11 protein-coding genes are annotated in these 14,219 nt (G+C 65.0%); 5 read left to right on the top strand and 6 right to left on the bottom strand.

Annotation, left to right across the window (positions count from 1 at the left end):
* Positions 1 to 58 precede the first annotated feature (58 nt).
* Together B5D62_RS06270 and B5D62_RS06265 are read right to left on the bottom strand one after the other, a co-directional pair.
* Positions 59 to 1,270: an acyl-CoA dehydrogenase family protein gene (locus tag B5D62_RS06270; protein WP_085932912.1), complete on the bottom strand. Its 1,212-nt coding sequence runs from the start codon at positions 1,268 to 1,270 to the stop codon at positions 59 to 61.
* Positions 1,271 to 1,382: 112 nt separating this feature from the next.
* The gene (locus B5D62_RS06265) at positions 1,383 to 2,225 is read right to left on the bottom strand and encodes an alpha/beta fold hydrolase (protein ID WP_085932911.1); all 843 of its coding nucleotides are present in this window, start codon (positions 2,223 to 2,225) and stop codon (positions 1,383 to 1,385) included.
* A 53-nt stretch (positions 2,226 to 2,278) separates the two neighbouring features.
* Between B5D62_RS06265 and B5D62_RS06260 the strand changes: the two genes are divergently transcribed.
* A complete protein-coding gene (locus B5D62_RS06260; RefSeq protein WP_085933549.1) occupies positions 2,279 to 3,607 on the top strand; it encodes an NAD(P)/FAD-dependent oxidoreductase in 1,329 nt (442 codons plus the stop codon).
* A 16-nt stretch (positions 3,608 to 3,623) separates the two neighbouring features.
* On the opposite strand, the gene B5D62_RS06255 is transcribed toward B5D62_RS06260, so the two are convergent.
* On the bottom strand, positions 3,624 to 4,367 hold the full coding sequence (locus tag B5D62_RS06255; protein WP_085933548.1) for a pyridoxamine 5'-phosphate oxidase family protein: 744 nt from the start codon (positions 4,365 to 4,367) through the stop codon (positions 3,624 to 3,626).
* Positions 4,368 to 4,465: 98 nt separating this feature from the next.
* Here B5D62_RS06255 and pdxR point away from each other — a divergent pair, with 98 nt between their 5' ends.
* The 4 genes from pdxR to B5D62_RS33705 are packed head-to-tail and all read left to right on the top strand — an operon-like array spanning position 4,466 to position 8,608.
* Positions 4,466 to 5,998 (top strand): MocR-like pyridoxine biosynthesis transcription factor PdxR, encoded by a 1,533-nt coding sequence (gene pdxR / locus B5D62_RS06250; protein WP_085932910.1) that lies wholly within the window; start codon positions 4,466 to 4,468, stop codon positions 5,996 to 5,998.
* Positions 5,999 to 6,022: 24 nt separating this feature from the next.
* Entirely contained in the window at positions 6,023 to 6,904 is an 882-nt protein-coding gene (locus tag B5D62_RS06245; RefSeq protein ID WP_085932909.1) for an aldolase/citrate lyase family protein, read from the top strand.
* A gap of 34 nt (positions 6,905 to 6,938) precedes the next feature.
* Positions 6,939 to 8,288: an amidase family protein gene (locus tag B5D62_RS06240; RefSeq protein ID WP_218190956.1), complete on the top strand. Its 1,350-nt coding sequence runs from the start codon at positions 6,939 to 6,941 to the stop codon at positions 8,286 to 8,288.
* A 20-nt stretch (positions 8,289 to 8,308) separates the two neighbouring features.
* Complete coding sequence (locus B5D62_RS33705; RefSeq protein WP_218190955.1) at positions 8,309 to 8,608, top strand: hypothetical protein; 300 nt, start codon at positions 8,309 to 8,311, stop codon at positions 8,606 to 8,608.
* Here the strand turns inward: B5D62_RS33705 and ggt are convergent.
* From ggt to B5D62_RS06225, 3 genes are all read right to left on the bottom strand, one after another.
* Positions 8,605 to 10,200: a gamma-glutamyltransferase gene (gene ggt, locus B5D62_RS06235; RefSeq protein WP_085933547.1), complete on the bottom strand. Its 1,596-nt coding sequence runs from the start codon at positions 10,198 to 10,200 to the stop codon at positions 8,605 to 8,607. The two genes, B5D62_RS33705 and ggt, sit on opposite strands and share 4 nt — an antisense overlap.
* A 52-nt stretch (positions 10,201 to 10,252) precedes the next feature.
* On the bottom strand, positions 10,253 to 11,320 hold the full coding sequence (locus B5D62_RS06230) for a divergent polysaccharide deacetylase family protein (protein ID WP_231714723.1): 1,068 nt from the start codon (positions 11,318 to 11,320) through the stop codon (positions 10,253 to 10,255).
* Between the two features lie 156 nt (positions 11,321 to 11,476).
* Positions 11,477 to 14,146 (bottom strand): bifunctional acetate--CoA ligase family protein/GNAT family N-acetyltransferase, encoded by a 2,670-nt coding sequence (locus B5D62_RS06225; protein ID WP_085932908.1) that lies wholly within the window; start codon positions 14,144 to 14,146, stop codon positions 11,477 to 11,479.
* Positions 14,147 to 14,219 lie beyond the last annotated feature (73 nt).

The raw sequence follows: 14,219 nt of genomic DNA, 5'->3' as shown, positions 1-14,219 counted from the left end.
CTTTCGCGGAGAGAAGATCCTTCGACTTCGTTGCGCTTCACGCAGCATCACGTTGGGCCTAAAGGCCCAGCATGACTTTGGACATGATCCCACGCTGCACCTCCGACGAGCCGCCATAGATCGTCATCTTGCGGCCGTTGAAGTAGCGCGGCGCCAGCACGTCGACGCCTTCCGGTCCGATCGGCGCGACATTCGCGTTCCACGCGCGTTGTTCGGGGAACGGCATTGAGTACCAGCCAGCAGCCTCGACGCAGTATTCCTGGACCTGCTGCATCACCTCGGTGCCGCGCAGCTTGATCATCGACGACAGCGGTCCCGGATTCTGACCCGACGCCAGCTTGGAATAGAATTCCTGCTCGAACATTTCGAGGCCGGAAATCTCGATATCCATGCGCGCCAGCTTCTCGCGCCAGGCATGGTCGGCCAGGATCGAGCCCTCGCCCTCTTCCATCGACGAGGCCAGCCGCTTCAGACGCTCGAAGCTGGAGCGCAGCCGCGGGCTGTAGGGATTGCCGCCGCGCTCGAACTCGAGCAGGTACTTGGCGTAGGTCCAGCCCTTGTTCTCCTCGCCGACGCGGTTCTCGACCGGCACCTTGACGTCGGTGAAGAAGACCGAGTTCACTTCCTGCGTGCCGGCGCGATTGCCGTCGGCGGTGATGATCGGCTCGACCGAGATACCGGGCGTCTTCATGTCGATCAGCAGGAAGGAGATGCCTTCCTGCGGCTTGCCCTCGGTCGAGGTCCGCACGAGGCAGAAGATCCAATCGGCGGTCTGCGCCAGCGTGGTCCAGGTCTTCTGGCCATTGATGATGTAGTAGTCGCCCTCGCGCACGGCTCGCGTCCGCAAGCTGGCGAGATCCGACCCGGAGCCTGGTTCGGAATAGCCCTGGCACCAGATCAGGTCCGAATTGAGCATCGGCGGCAGGTGCCGGGCCTTCTGCTCCGGCGAGCCGTATTTCATGATCACCGGCGCGCACATTTTCGGCCCGAACGGCGACGTTCCGGGAGCGCCCGCCCGCGCCATCTCCATCTCGAAAATATACTTCTGCGTGGTGGTGAAGCCGGGTCCACCGAATTCCTTCGGCCAGCCCGTGCAGAGCCAGCCTTTCCTGGCCAGGCGCTTCTGCCAGTCGATCAGCCGCTCCTTCGGCAAATAGGCATTTCGCGCGACCTTCAGTTCGCCCACGATCTCGGGCGTCAGGTTCTCCTTCAGCCAGTCGCGCACTTCCTGCTGGAACGCCAGTTCTTCCTTGCCGAACGTCAAATCCATTGGGGGCTCCTCTCAGGGGCGCGAAAGTACCGCGCCGCGTTCTCCCCCGTAAAGCGCCTGGCGGCGCCACTGGACGCCGCCGGCGCTATCGAGGAACGAAATGATCGCCAGATCAGGCCTGCCGCTCGGCAAGGGCTACCCTGGCCAACCAATCCCCGACCAACGGTCCTAGAAGGTTTGGCGATTCGACAGGCCAGGCATGATCGGCGCGATCGATCACGGCGAATGTCGCGCGCGGATAGCTCTCCAGAATCTCCCAGGCATCTCGATAGCCGACGACGGTGTCCTGTCGTCCGGCGACGATCAGCGTCGGCTCCGTGAAACCCTTCTCTTCCTGGGCAAGATCGAACGACAAGCCGTACCGACGGGAATCGGCGCGGATGTCGCTGGCAAGTGGCGCCGCCGCTTTCATGGCAGGTTCGATCAGCGAATGCACTTTCTGTCCGAACGCTTGAACGTATTCGGAGGTCTGCACGAGCACGTCACCCAAAGCCTCTCGTTCCCGCGCCTCGAGCGACGACAGCAAGGTCTCGTCGCTCACCAGGGGCTGAAACAGAGGTCGCGTGCGCCTGGCATCGTCGGGAATGATACAGGGCACGCGCAGCAACAGGCCGGCCACCCGTGGCCGCCGCCGGACGGCAATGGCGCGTGCGAGATAGGCTCCGAACGATGTCCCGGCCAGCAGGAAGCGCTGGTCGGGGATCACGCGATCGATGAACGCCAGCAACGCGGCCAGGATGTCGTCCTGGGCCTTGATCCCTTCCTTTGCGATCGACCGTCCCATGCCGGGGAGGTCTGGATAGAGCCGTCGCCATCCCGCGTGGGAGGCAAAGATCGGCTCGTAATCCGCGACCTCGAGGCGGTGGTCCATCGACCAGCCATGGAGGAAGAGTATGGGCCGACCCTCACCATGCGCCTGATAGTGAATGGTCGCATTGTCCAGTTCGCACTGCATGTCCGACCTGCTACTACCGGCGCTGGAGTTTGTCGTCGAGGAAAGTGATCGCCATGCCTGCGCCTGTGCAGCCGGTTGCAAGTGACGAGAAGCTGCCGGGCACCGTGGACGTGGCGGTGATCGGCGGCGGAATCGCGGGATCTTCCGCCGCCTATGCGCTGGCGAAGAAGGGCGTGTCGGTGGCCCTGATCGAGAAAGGCGTGATCGCCGGTGAGCAGACCAGCCGGAACTGGGGCTGGTGCCGCCAGCAGCATCGCGACCTGCGCGAATTGCCGCTCGCCATGAAGAGCCTCGAGATCTGGGGCGAGATCAACCAGGAACTCGGTGTCGACACCGGCTTTCGACGCACCGGCCTTCTCTACGTCACGACCCGCAAGGCCGATTTCGCCCAGTGGGAAGCCTGGACCTTAAAAGCCCGCGAGCATCAGATGCGCAGCCAGGTCCTGAGCGCCGCCGAAGCCAAGGCGATGACGCCGGGCAGCAGCCCGGACTGGATTGGCGGCGTCTATTCACCGACGGACGGACGCGCCGAACCGGCCTTGGCCGGCCCGGCGATCGCCGCAGCCGCAAAGCGGTTGGGCGTCACCATCCATCAGAGCTGCGCCGTGCGCGGCCTCGACCTCGAAGCCGGCAGGGTCGCCGGAGTCGTCACCGAACGAGGCCGGATCCGCGCTCGTACCGTGCTTTGCGCGGCCGGAGCCTGGAGTTCCCTGCTTTGCCGCCGACACGGCATTCGCCTGCCACAGGCCAGCGTTTACGCGACCTCCTTCGCGACCTTTCCGGCGCCGGCGGTCAGCGAAGGCGGCTTGTCGATGCCGGATGTGACGATCCGGCGCCGCCTCGATGGCGGCTATACGGTCGGACTTGGAGGACGCGGTCGGGTCGAGCTGTCGCCACAGGGATTGATGTACGCTCGCGATTTCTGGCCCACCTTCAAGGTGCGACGCTGGGGATTGCGATTTGGCATCGGGCGGTCCTTCTTCGACGGGCCGGAGACTTTCGCGCGCTGGTCGTTCGATCAGATCTCTCCGTTCGAGCACCATCGCACGCTCGATCCGTTGCCCGACCCCGCCCTGATCCAGCTGGGTCTGACCCGTCTCGCCGAGCATTATCCCGTGTTCGAGACCCTGAAGGTCGCCCAGAGCTGGGGCGGGCTGATCGATTCGACGCCCGACGGGATACCCGTCATTTCAGCCGTCGATCCATTGCCGGGGCTCTATCTTTCCACCGGATTCAGCGGCCACGGTTTCGGCATCGGTCCCGCCGCCGGTCGGCTGGCGGCGGACTTGATCGCAGGCGATCCGCCGCTCGTCGATCCACACCCCTATCGCTATACGCGCTTCATCGACGGCACCGACCTTGGCGCACCTGGCATGATGTAGCGGCTCAAAGCGGGCTTCAGCCGCCAAAGGTCCGCTTGTAGGTTTTAGTCATGACCTCGTCGAGGCGCGCACCCGGCACGAAATCGGCCATGTCGTCCGGTCGCGTGAGGCCCGGGAGCTGTCGTGGACAATCGGACGGTTCACCCAGCACCTGCGTCACGGGATAGAGCGCCGACCAGGCGGGTACCGCAGCATAATCCTCTTCCTCGTCGCCCACATGCGTGCTGCGGATCTTGCCCGAAGCGGTCTCGATCTCCATGCCCATCATCGTGGTGGCCTTGAACTCTTGCTTGTTGGGCTGGCGGATGAGCTTGGAGCGGCCGGGATAAATGCGATCGATGAAACGGTCCATCAGCTTCAGCTTCTGTTCGGGATCGTCGATGATATGCGCCTTCCCGAAGGCCATGACGGCGCGATAGTTCACCGAGTGATGGAAGCCCGAGCGCGCCATCACGAGAGCATCGAGATGGGTCACCGTGAGGCAGACGTCGACGCCCTGTCCCTGGGTGCGGATCATCCGGCTGGCCGACGAGCCGTGCCAGTAGAGATGGTCGCCCTCGCGCCAGAAGCTGGTCGGCGTGCAGTACGGCCGACCGTCGATCACGTAGGCGATATGACAGATGAGGGCGGCGTCGAGGATTTCGTAGATCGTCTTCTTGTCGTAGCGACCGCGTTCGTGGACACGCTTGACCTTGTTGACTGCAGAAACGGGAAAGCTCGACCCAGCCTTGTCCGCCTCGGCATCCACCACATCGCTCATCGCACCGAACTCCACACGAAGGTTATTGCGCGGCGGAAGGTGATGCCAATATGGTCCATACGAAAGAGCCAATTTGGCGAAATCATATTGGACCAGTTATGAGACGACACGCCCGCAAGGCGCCTCCGCTCGGTCTGGCGCTCGATCCGGCAGGCCCCGATCCGCTGCATCGGCAGATCGGCGAGCAACTGCGCCGCGCCATCCTCGAAAGACGCCTGGCGCCAGGCACGTCGCTGCCGTCTTCACGCCTGATGGCCGACGAGTTGAACTGCGCCCGGGGAACGGTGCTGACCGCCCTCGACCAGCTCATTGCCGAGGGCTACCTGGTGGCCCGCGCTGGTTCCGGTCTGTGGGTTGCCGCCAATCTCCCCGACGAGATGCTGGTAACGCCTGCGATCGAAGGCCGTCCATCGCCGGCCAGTGCGAAGCCGCCAGGCCTATCCCGGCGCGGTCGGACGCTCTTGCTTCGGGAGCCACCACCACAGGCGCCGTTCGCCGATCAGGCGACCGCCTTTCCGCTCGGCCAACCCGACCGACATGCCTTTCCTTTCCCCTTGTGGGCGAAACTGCTCGATCAGGAATGGCGCAACCCGGCATGGGAAGTGGCGGGCGCGCCGCATCCGTTTGGCCACGCCGGACTGCGGTCGGCGATCGCGGCCTATCTCGGCATGGCGCGCGGCTTCGGCTGCGATCCGCGCACAGTCGTCGTTACATCGGGCGTCCGCCAGAGCCTGAATGTCGTCGCTCGGATCGTGCTCGACCCGGACGAACAAGTCTGGATCGAGGAGCCCTGCTTCCGCGGAACGCGCGAGGCCCTTGCCTGGGCGGACGTGAAGGCAGTGGGCGTGCCCATCGACGCGGCCGGATTCGACGTCGAGGCGGCCTTGTCCATGGCTCCCGATGCCCGCCTCGCGGTAGTCGCGCCGTCGCACCAGTTCCCGCTCGGGACCGTACTGAGCCTGCAGCGACGCCTGGCCCTGCTGAGCTGGGCCGAGCGTTCCGGTGGCTGGATCGTCGAGGACGATTTCGACGGCGAGTATCGCTACTCGGGGCGACCCCTCGCGCCGCTGCGCGCCCTCGATCGATCCGATCGCGTTGCCTATCTCGGCAGCTTCTCGAAGCTCCTCTTTCCGGCCCTGCGTTTGAGCTTCCTGGTCCTGCCTCAGGCGCTTGTACCGGCCGCGGAAAAGATCATGGCCAGCCTTCCCGACCGGGCCTCGCTCCTGGGCCAAGGCGCCCTCGCCCGCTTCATCGCCGATGGCCACCTGGGCATACACCTCCGGCGCACGCGGCTCCTGTACGCCAAGCGCCAACAGGCGCTGATCGAGGCCGCGGACCGTCACCTTGCAGGATTGCTCGAGATCGCTCGCGATGCCGGAGGCATGCATCTCATTGCTCGCCCTCATCCCGACCTCGACCCGGTCTTCAACGACCGCGATGCAACCGCCGCGGCCGCCGCACTGTCTGTAAGCGTAGCGCCACTGTCGGAATGCTATTCTGACCGTCGCAAGGTCCAGGGGCTTATTCTGGGCTACGCAGGCACGCCGGACGAGGAGATCGATCCCGCCATCAGAAAACTCGGGGACGCGCTCTGCATGCACCATCGAAACGACATCAGGACGTCTGCATAGACACATCCACCACGGAGGAGCGGCATGGCCAAACGCATCAACCGCGCGATCGAACTCCTCGAAGCCGACCAGGCAATCTATTACGACGGACCACACACCGGTCACGTGCTCACCTACGAACAGGGCCGCAAGGATGCCCGGACCTGGGCCGATTACATCAATGTCGGCATGGAGCATGGCGCCTTCGACATGACGGGCCTGGCCGAATACATGCGCGGGCTGGTCGACGGCGGTCCGACCGCGTCGGGCCATCGCACGCCGGCGATCATCGTCGAGGCGCCGGTCAACGGCACCGACGGGCCGAATGTCGCCTTCAATGCCTGGCAGTTCCGACAGATCCTGGGCCGAGGCGTGCACGGCATCCTGCTGTGCCAGGCCGAATCAGGAGAAGCCGTACGCGAGTTCGTGCGAGCTTGCCGCTTCCCGCATCATAAAGCTGCTGCCGACAAGATCGGCATCGGCTCGCGAGGCCGCGGCTCGGAACCAACGGCTGCTCCGGTCTGGGGCATTGATCAGCAAGAGTATTTTGCCCGGTGTGAACCCTGGCCCCTTGCCGCCGATGGCGAGCTCCTGCTCGGTGTAAAGATCGAAAGCCCGCCAGGCGTCGCTCATTGCGAGGAAATCCTGTCGACGCCTGGATTGGGATTCGCCGAGCTCGGACCGGGCGATCTCGGCCTGGCGCTCGGCTATACGAGCCTGCAGCGCCGCCCCTATCCGGCCGAGATGGAGGAAGCACGCGCCCGGATCTTCGCCGCCTGCCGCAAGAACAAGCTCGCCTTCCTGGAAGGCGCCACGCCGGAGACCATCGCCCAGCGCCTCGACGAAGGTGTCCGGGTCATCAGCGGGCATAATGCCGAAGTTGCCAAGATCGGGCGTGCCCATCAAAAACGGACCATGCCCGTGTAGAAGGGCGTGTAGAGGGGCATGGAGGAGCGACGCGGTGGAAGAAGCGAAAGGAAATCGGACCAAAGTCGTGGGTGCCGATGGCGTGACCCGCCGCGAACTGGCCACGCTCCCTCTCGTCATCGGCGCCATCGCGTCGACATCAGCTTCGGCGCAAGGCGGCGTTGCCATCGACAACGCCTCCCTTGCCGATGTGCAGCAGGCGCTGGCTGCAGGGACGATCACGTCGAGCGCCCTCACGCAGGCCTATCTGGCGCGTATCGAGGCGTACGACCGTGCCGGCCCGCGCCTCAATTCGGTCCGCGAGGTCAATCCAGACGCCCTGCCGATTGCCGCCCGCTTGGATGGCGTGAAGCCGTCCACCAAGCAACCGCTCGCCGGCGTGCCGATCCTGGTGAAGGACAATATCGCGACCGGCGACAAGCAGCACACGACCGCGGGATCGCTCGCGCTCGACGGTGCGGGGGCCAGGAACGACTCGACGGTCGTGAAACAGCTGCGCGCCGCCGGCGCGGTCATCCTGGGCAAGGCCAACCTGACCGAGTTCGCCAACATCCTCGCGATCGGCATGCCGTCGGGCTACAGCTCGCTCGGCGGCCAGGTGAAAAACCCGTACGCGCCGAGCCTGATGGTCGACGAGATCGTCCCGGTCGTGCAGCCCGGCGGCTCGAGTGCCGGCTCGGCGGTCGCCGTCGCGGCTGGCCTGTGCGCTGCGGCCATCGGCACCGAGACCTCGGGCTCACTGCTCAGCCCGGCGACCCAGAACGGGGTCGTGACCGTTAAGCCGACCGTTGGCTTGATCGGCCGCAGCGGCATCATCCCGATCTCGCACAGCCAGGATACGGCTGGCCCGATGACACGCACCGTACGCGATGCGGCGATCCTGCTGAACGTGCTGGCGGCGCCTGATCCGCACGATCCTGTGACGCAGCACCAGCAGAGGCCGCAGGACTACACGACCGGCCTGGACAAGGAGGGCTTGAAGGGCGCGCGCATCGGCATTCCGAGCGATCCGGACGATCCCCTGAACGATCCCTTCTATGGTCCCCTGCCACAGCGCTCGAAGGAGGTCATGGCGCAGGCCATCAAGGTGCTGCAGGATCTCGGCGCCACGGTCGTACACGCCGCCATTCCCGAAATCGGATGGATCGGCGGACCCGGTACGACGATGGCGGTGCTCAATCGCAATCCGCTCGGCGTCAACAAAGGCACGCCCGGCACGGCCTCGCTCGTGTTCCTTTACGAGCTGAAGCACGACCTCAACCTTTATCTGCGCGATTGGGCCACCGGCACCAGGATCAAGACGTTGGCCGACGTCATCGCCTTCAACAAGGCCAATGCCGACAAGGCGCTGCGCAAGCGACCAAGGGCGATCTGTCCGAACTAGAGTATCATTCTGCTCGCGCCATGGATTTGCTGGCCGCCAAGGAGCGCGGCCTCGATGCCTACATGAATCGCCACAAGCTGGATGCCGTGCTGTTTCCTGGGACCACCGGTGCGACGATCGCCGCCAAGCCCGGCTATCCCAGCGTACAGGTTCCGGGCGGCTTCATTTCCGGCGTCGGCGACAGGGAAACGCCCGACTATCCTCTCGGTGTCACCTTCACCGGCCGGGCCTGGAGCGAGGCGAAGTTGCTGCGCTTCGCCTACGCCTATGAGCAGGCGACGAACGCCAGACGTCCCCCGCCCGGGCTCACGGCCCCCTAAACCGCGATCACCACGCCGTCGTGGCCCGGATCGGCGCCGCCATCGAGGCCATCTTCGTGGATGCGGATGCCGTGGACGGCGGCGAAGCCGAACCCGTACGGGCTGCGCACGACCGGATAGCCCTGCGCGTGCAGCTCGCGCTCGACCCGGAACTGGATTCGGTTCGAAATATCGACGGCGTCCGACGTTGCCGAGAAGCGCGGTGCGCTGACCGCTTCGACCATGGTCATGTCGAAGTCCAGCGCATTCAGGATCACGTGCAGCACGCCCATGGCGATCTGTGTTGCACCAGGGGCCCCGATGACCAGATGCGGCTTGCCGTCCTTGAAGACGATCGACGGCACGACGGAACTGAACCGGGCCTTGCCCGGCGCGATCGAGCCGGCCCGCCCCGGCCGCGGATCGAACACGCCCATGCAGCCGTTGTACATGAAGCCCAGTCCCGGGGTGATGACGCCGGATGGCATACCCAACGAATGGGTCATCGAGAAGCAGTTGCCGTTCTTGTCGAGGACCGAGATATGTGTGGTGTCCTTGCTGACGGCGCCCGAATTGAAGCGCGGCACGTTTGCCTTCACGCCGCGCCTGATCTCGTCCGCCATCTCCTTCGCGTAGGCCTTGGAGGTGAGCCGCTCGACCGGCACCTTGACGAACTTCGGATCGCCGACATGGGCATCCTTGTCGATGGTGGCGCGCTTCATGGCCTCGGAGACGAGCCGGATATAGTCGGCGCTGTTGTGCTCCAGATTGGCGAGATCGAAGTTCTCCAGGATGTTCAGCATCTCGATCAGCATCACCCCGCCGCCCGGCGGTTGGTTGGTCGAGACCTTGTAGCCGCGATAGTCGCCCCACAGCGGCGCGTTGCGCACCGTGCGCCAGGCCCTCAGATCCTCGATCGACAGAAGCGCATCGTTCTTCTTCATATCGACCGCGATCGTGTGGGCGATCTCGCCGCTGTAGAAGACATCCGCGCCGCCTTTGGCAATGGCCCGCAAGGTATTGCCGTAGTCACGATTCACCACGACGTCGCCAACCCGCTTGGGCGTTCCGTCAGGCCGGCAATAGAGTGCACGTGCCGCCGGCGTGAATCCGGTGCGCTCGTAATTTGGCGCTCGGCCGAAGGTGCCCTGGTCCGACCACCAGAAATGCACGTGCGGCCGTACCGTCCAGCCATTCTCCGCCCAATGGATGGCCGGCTCGACGATGCGTGACCACGGCAAGCTGCCATGCTCCTGGTGCGCCTCGTAATACATCTTGAGGTTGGCCGGTGCGCAGATCGACTGGTAGCCGATGTCGTTGACGCGACCCTTCAGGATGAAGCCATAGCCGTCCCGCGCCTCGCTCTCGATCAGGCCGGCCCACATGTCCGGTCGCGCCGCCAGCGGCGCCGGCGCATGCGCGTCGATATAGCCGTGGAAGTTCTTGCCCGGCATGTAGATGCCGCAGCTGCCGAACCCCGCGATGCCGCACATCTGCGGATCGACCACGCCCTGCACGAGCGCGCAGGCGATGCCCGCATCGACAGCATTGCCGCCCTCGCGCAGCACATCGGCGCCCGCCTCCGTCGCTTCCGGTTGCGGCGCCACGATCATCGCCTGCTTGTGATAACGCACCGTCTTGTCCTCCAACTTACGTTGGCGACACTCAATCCCAGCCGTTGCGTTTGCGCAATGCCGCCGTCAGCGGCGCGAGGGCGAAGCCCTTGGCTGAGACGCCGGGCAGCCACTCGGCCAGCGCCTGCAAGGTGTTTTCGTGAGGATGGCCGATGGCGACGGCGAAGCCCTGGCGCCGCGCCACCTCCTCCGTCTCGGCGAGCTTGCGCTTCACGGCGCCGAGCGATTCGTCGTCGTCGAGAAAGACGTTCCGGTTGATGCTGGGCACGCCCAGTTCCTGCGCCAGCGACTCGCCCACCGTCTGTGCCGTCGTGCGGGAATCGAGAAACAGCAGGCCGCGCGTCTTGAAGATCCGCAGCACGATCTCCATGCCCGGCCTGTAGGCCGTGAACCGGCTGCCCATATGGTTGTTCACGCCGACATAGCCGTCGAAGCTGTCGAGGTCGGCCACCACGCGTTGGCGGATGTCGCCGTCGTTGAGAGAGACCAGCAAGGCATTGGGCCCGGGATCGGCATGGCCGGTGGGTTCCATCGGCATATGCAGCATCAGCTCGTTGCCGTGCGCGCGCGCCGTCTTTGCCTGCTCGCGCAGGTCCTTGGCGTAGGGCAGGAACGACAGCGTGATCGGTCCCGGCAACTCCCAAGCACGCTTCGAGCGCGGACGGTCGAGGCCGACATCGTCGATGACGATGGTGATCAGCGGCCGGCTGTTGAGATCGCGGAACGGTACCGCGTAACGTCGCCACGGCGGCAACTCACCGGGTGCCAGGGCCGCCAGCTGAGGCGCTGGCTTGGGCGCGCCTCGTGGCTTGTCTTCGACGGTGGCTCGTATCTGCCCGGGCTCCGCCTCGGTATATTGCGGCAATCCCGGAATGTCCTCGATCCGCGCGTACTTGGCCGGTGGCTGGGAGCCGCCCTCCTGCTTCATTTCGGACAACGTTTCGCGCACCACACGGTCGCGATCGACCGAGTCGAGTTTGGTGCCGAGCCAATAGCCCAAGGGGATGCTGCCTGCGAACAGGAGCAGCAAGCCCGCCGCGACAGAGTGCCAGCGATGATCCGCGACCCATTGCAGGAGACCGCGATAACGCCACGTCACCCGGTCCCGCCACGTGGCGGCCGCCTTCGGACTCCTTCTGTTCGCCTTCCTGCTTCTGTTCTTTCTAGACGCCATTGGAGATGGTGCTTCTAACCCCTTGGCCGACCGCCATTATTTTGCCTTGTTTCCGATCGCCCGAAAAAACAAAACATACAATCAATCGACAACCTTGAGCACATTGATGTCGGGATGACCCGCACGGCCTGGTTGTCGCTTGAAGCCCACCCGCTCCGTAAGATCGAGCATGCGGTGATTCTCGCGCAGTACATGGCCGATGACGCGCTTGATGCCGCGGGTCCGCGCATAGTCGACGACGTGGCGCAGCAGCAGCTCGCCGTAGCCCCTTCCCTGTCGACTTGAAGCGACGATCAAGGAGAACTCCGCCTGTTCGAAATCCGGATCCGCAGCGAGACGACCGACACCCAACAGCTCTGCTCCATCGAGGAGCATGAATGCCATCTCACGATCGTAATCGATCTGCGTCAGCCGCGCCGCCATCTCGTGGCTAAGTTCGCGCAGAGGGCCGAAGAACCGCAGTCGGATATCTTCCGGCGTCATGCGTCGCGTAAAATCGTTCAGCATGTTTTCGTCTTCGGGACGGATCGGCCGGATATGCAGGCGCTGACCGCGGTGCTCGATATCGGTTTCGAGTTCGACCGGATAGGGCCGAATGGCGAAGCGCGCGGCACGTTCCTGCCCGACCGGCTTGCGCACGACGATCCGCGCATCGAGAGCGATCACCCCGTCGGCATCGGCCAGCAGCGGATTGACATCGAATTCGGCGATCTCGTCGATGTCGGCAATGAGCTGCGACAGCCGCACCATCGCCTCCGCAACGGCATCGCGCGCCGCCGCCGGCCGTCCACGATAGCCGCGCAGCAGGCGATCGACGCGGGTCCGGCTCAGCGCACTCTCCGCCAGCACTGGATCGAGCGGCGGCAAGGCCAGCGCCTTGTCGTCGATCACCTCGGCCGCAACGCCGCCATGGCCGACCATCAGGATTGGACCGAACACCTGATCCTCCGCCGCGCCGACGATCAGTTCGGTGGCATTCGGCCGCCTGATCATCGGCTGGACCACAAAGCCATCGATGCGCGCGCGATTGGCCATCACCAGCGCCTTGCCTGAAATCTCGCGCACGGCGTCGGCGACCGCCTGTTCGGAGACGAGGTCGAGGGCGACGCCGCCAATATCTGACTTGTGCGCGATGTCACGCGACAGCACCTTGACCGCGACGGGAAAGCCCATGCGTGACGCGATCGCCATCGCCTCCGCCGCATCCCTCGCAACCTCCGTCGACACGACAGGAACGCCATAGGCAGCGAGGACACGCTTCGACTCGGGTTCGGTCAGCACGCTGCGTCCATCAGCCAATGCCGCCTGGACAATCGCCCGGACCGCCGCAGTGTCAGAGCGCAGCTCCGAGATGGAGGGTGGCGTCCGTTGCAGCGCGCGCTGGCCCCGTCGATAATCGACGATATGCATGAAGCCGCGCACGGCCCGCAGCGGCGTATCGAAAGCCGGCAATCCACCATCGTGCAGCGCACGCCGGCCCGCCTCCGCCTGTGGTCCACCCACCCAGCAGCCGATCACCGGCACGAGCTTGCGTCCGGCGGCACCGACGACGGCGCGCGCCACTTCCTCCGACGAGGACAGCGCGGTCGGCACGTTCATCGCCAGCACCGCACCGACATCGCGGTCATCGGCCAGGATATCCAGCACCTTGGCATAGCGAGCACCGTCGGCGTCGCCGACAATGTCCACCGGATTGCCGTGCGACCAGATGCGCGGCAGAGCCTGATTCAGGCGCTCCACCGTTTCGGCCTGAAGCGTCGCCAGTTGCCCGCCTTCGTCCATCAGCAGATCAGTCGCGATGATGCCCGCGCCGCCACCATTGGTCATGATCGCCAGCCGCTCGGTTCGCGGCAGAAGGCCATGGCCCAGGGTCTCGGCGGCGTCGAACAGTTCGCCGAGCCCCGTCACGCTCACCAGGCCCGCGCGCGCGAAAGCGGCTTCGTAGACAGCCGCCGACCCCGCCATGGATCCCGTATGCGATGCAGCGGCCTGCGCTGCAGGCGCATGTCGCCCCGCCTTCAACACGATCACGGGTTTCAACCGTGCGACGCCTCGCGCCGCCGACATGAACTTGCGGGCATGGGAGATGCCCTCGACATACATGAGGACGGCGCGCGTTTCGTAATCGCTCGCCAGAATGTCCAGCACGTCGCCGAAATCGACATCGGCCATATCCCCCATCGAGAAGAGATGGGAAAAGCCGATGCCCTGCGCGATACCCCAATCGACCAGGCCTGCGAGCACAGCGCCGGATTGGGCCACCGCCGCCAGGCGTCCGCTCCTCAATTTGCCCGGGCCAAAACTGGCATTGAGTCCGATCTTCGGCGCTGCGTAGCCAATGCAATTCGGACCCACGATACGCAACAGAAACGGATGCGCCGCTTCGAGCAGCTGCCGCCGCCAGTGCGCATTGATCTCGGTCGCATCCGGACCGGTTCCGGGACCGGCGCTGATCACGACGGCCACCCTCGTGCCCTGCCGACCGAGCTCGTGGATCAGTGCCGGCACTGTCGGTGCCGGTGTCATGATCACGGCCAGGTCGGCCGGCGCTGGCAATTCGGACAGGCTGCGCAGGACCGGGCGCCCCTCGACCTCGCCGCCCTTGATGTTCACGAGGCGCAGATCGCCCTTGAAGCCCCCGGCGAGAAGGTTGTGTGTAACTGCAGCGCCGACAGTGCGAGGCTGGGCACTCGCGCCAATGACGACGATGGACCGGGGGCTGAGGAGCGGTTCGAGGTTCCGGGTAGACACAGGTACTAGAAGAACGCCGGAGTGTTCGCCAACACAAGAGCGGAAACGATGACAATTGCTGCGGCGACGCGCC

The organism is Enhydrobacter aerosaccus (assembly GCF_900167455.1).
Lineage (GTDB): Bacteria > Pseudomonadota > Alphaproteobacteria > Reyranellales > Reyranellaceae > Reyranella > Reyranella aerosaccus.
Note: the sequence above shows the minus strand (reverse complement) of the source record. Positions and strands in the feature narration are given on the sequence as shown.

Excerpts from the sequence above, each read along its gene's own strand:
- B5D62_RS06270 (WP_085932912.1), bottom strand. The coding sequence starts at position 1,270 with ATGGATTTGACGTTCGGCAAGGAAGAACTGGCGTTCCAGCAGGAAGTG.
- B5D62_RS06265 (WP_085932911.1), bottom strand. The coding sequence starts at position 2,225 with ATGCAGTGCGAACTGGACAATGCGACCATTCACTATCAGGCGCATGGT.
- B5D62_RS06260 (WP_085933549.1), top strand. The coding sequence starts at position 2,279 with ATGCCTGCGCCTGTGCAGCCGGTTGCAAGTGACGAGAAGCTGCCGGGC.
- B5D62_RS06255 (WP_085933548.1), bottom strand. The coding sequence starts at position 4,367 with ATGAGCGATGTGGTGGATGCCGAGGCGGACAAGGCTGGGTCGAGCTTT.
- pdxR (WP_085932910.1), top strand. The coding sequence starts at position 4,466 with ATGAGACGACACGCCCGCAAGGCGCCTCCGCTCGGTCTGGCGCTCGAT.
- B5D62_RS06245 (WP_085932909.1), top strand. The coding sequence starts at position 6,023 with ATGGCCAAACGCATCAACCGCGCGATCGAACTCCTCGAAGCCGACCAG.
- B5D62_RS33705 (WP_218190955.1), top strand. The coding sequence starts at position 8,309 with ATGGATTTGCTGGCCGCCAAGGAGCGCGGCCTCGATGCCTACATGAAT.
- ggt (WP_085933547.1), bottom strand. The coding sequence starts at position 10,200 with ATGATCGTGGCGCCGCAACCGGAAGCGACGGAGGCGGGCGCCGATGTG.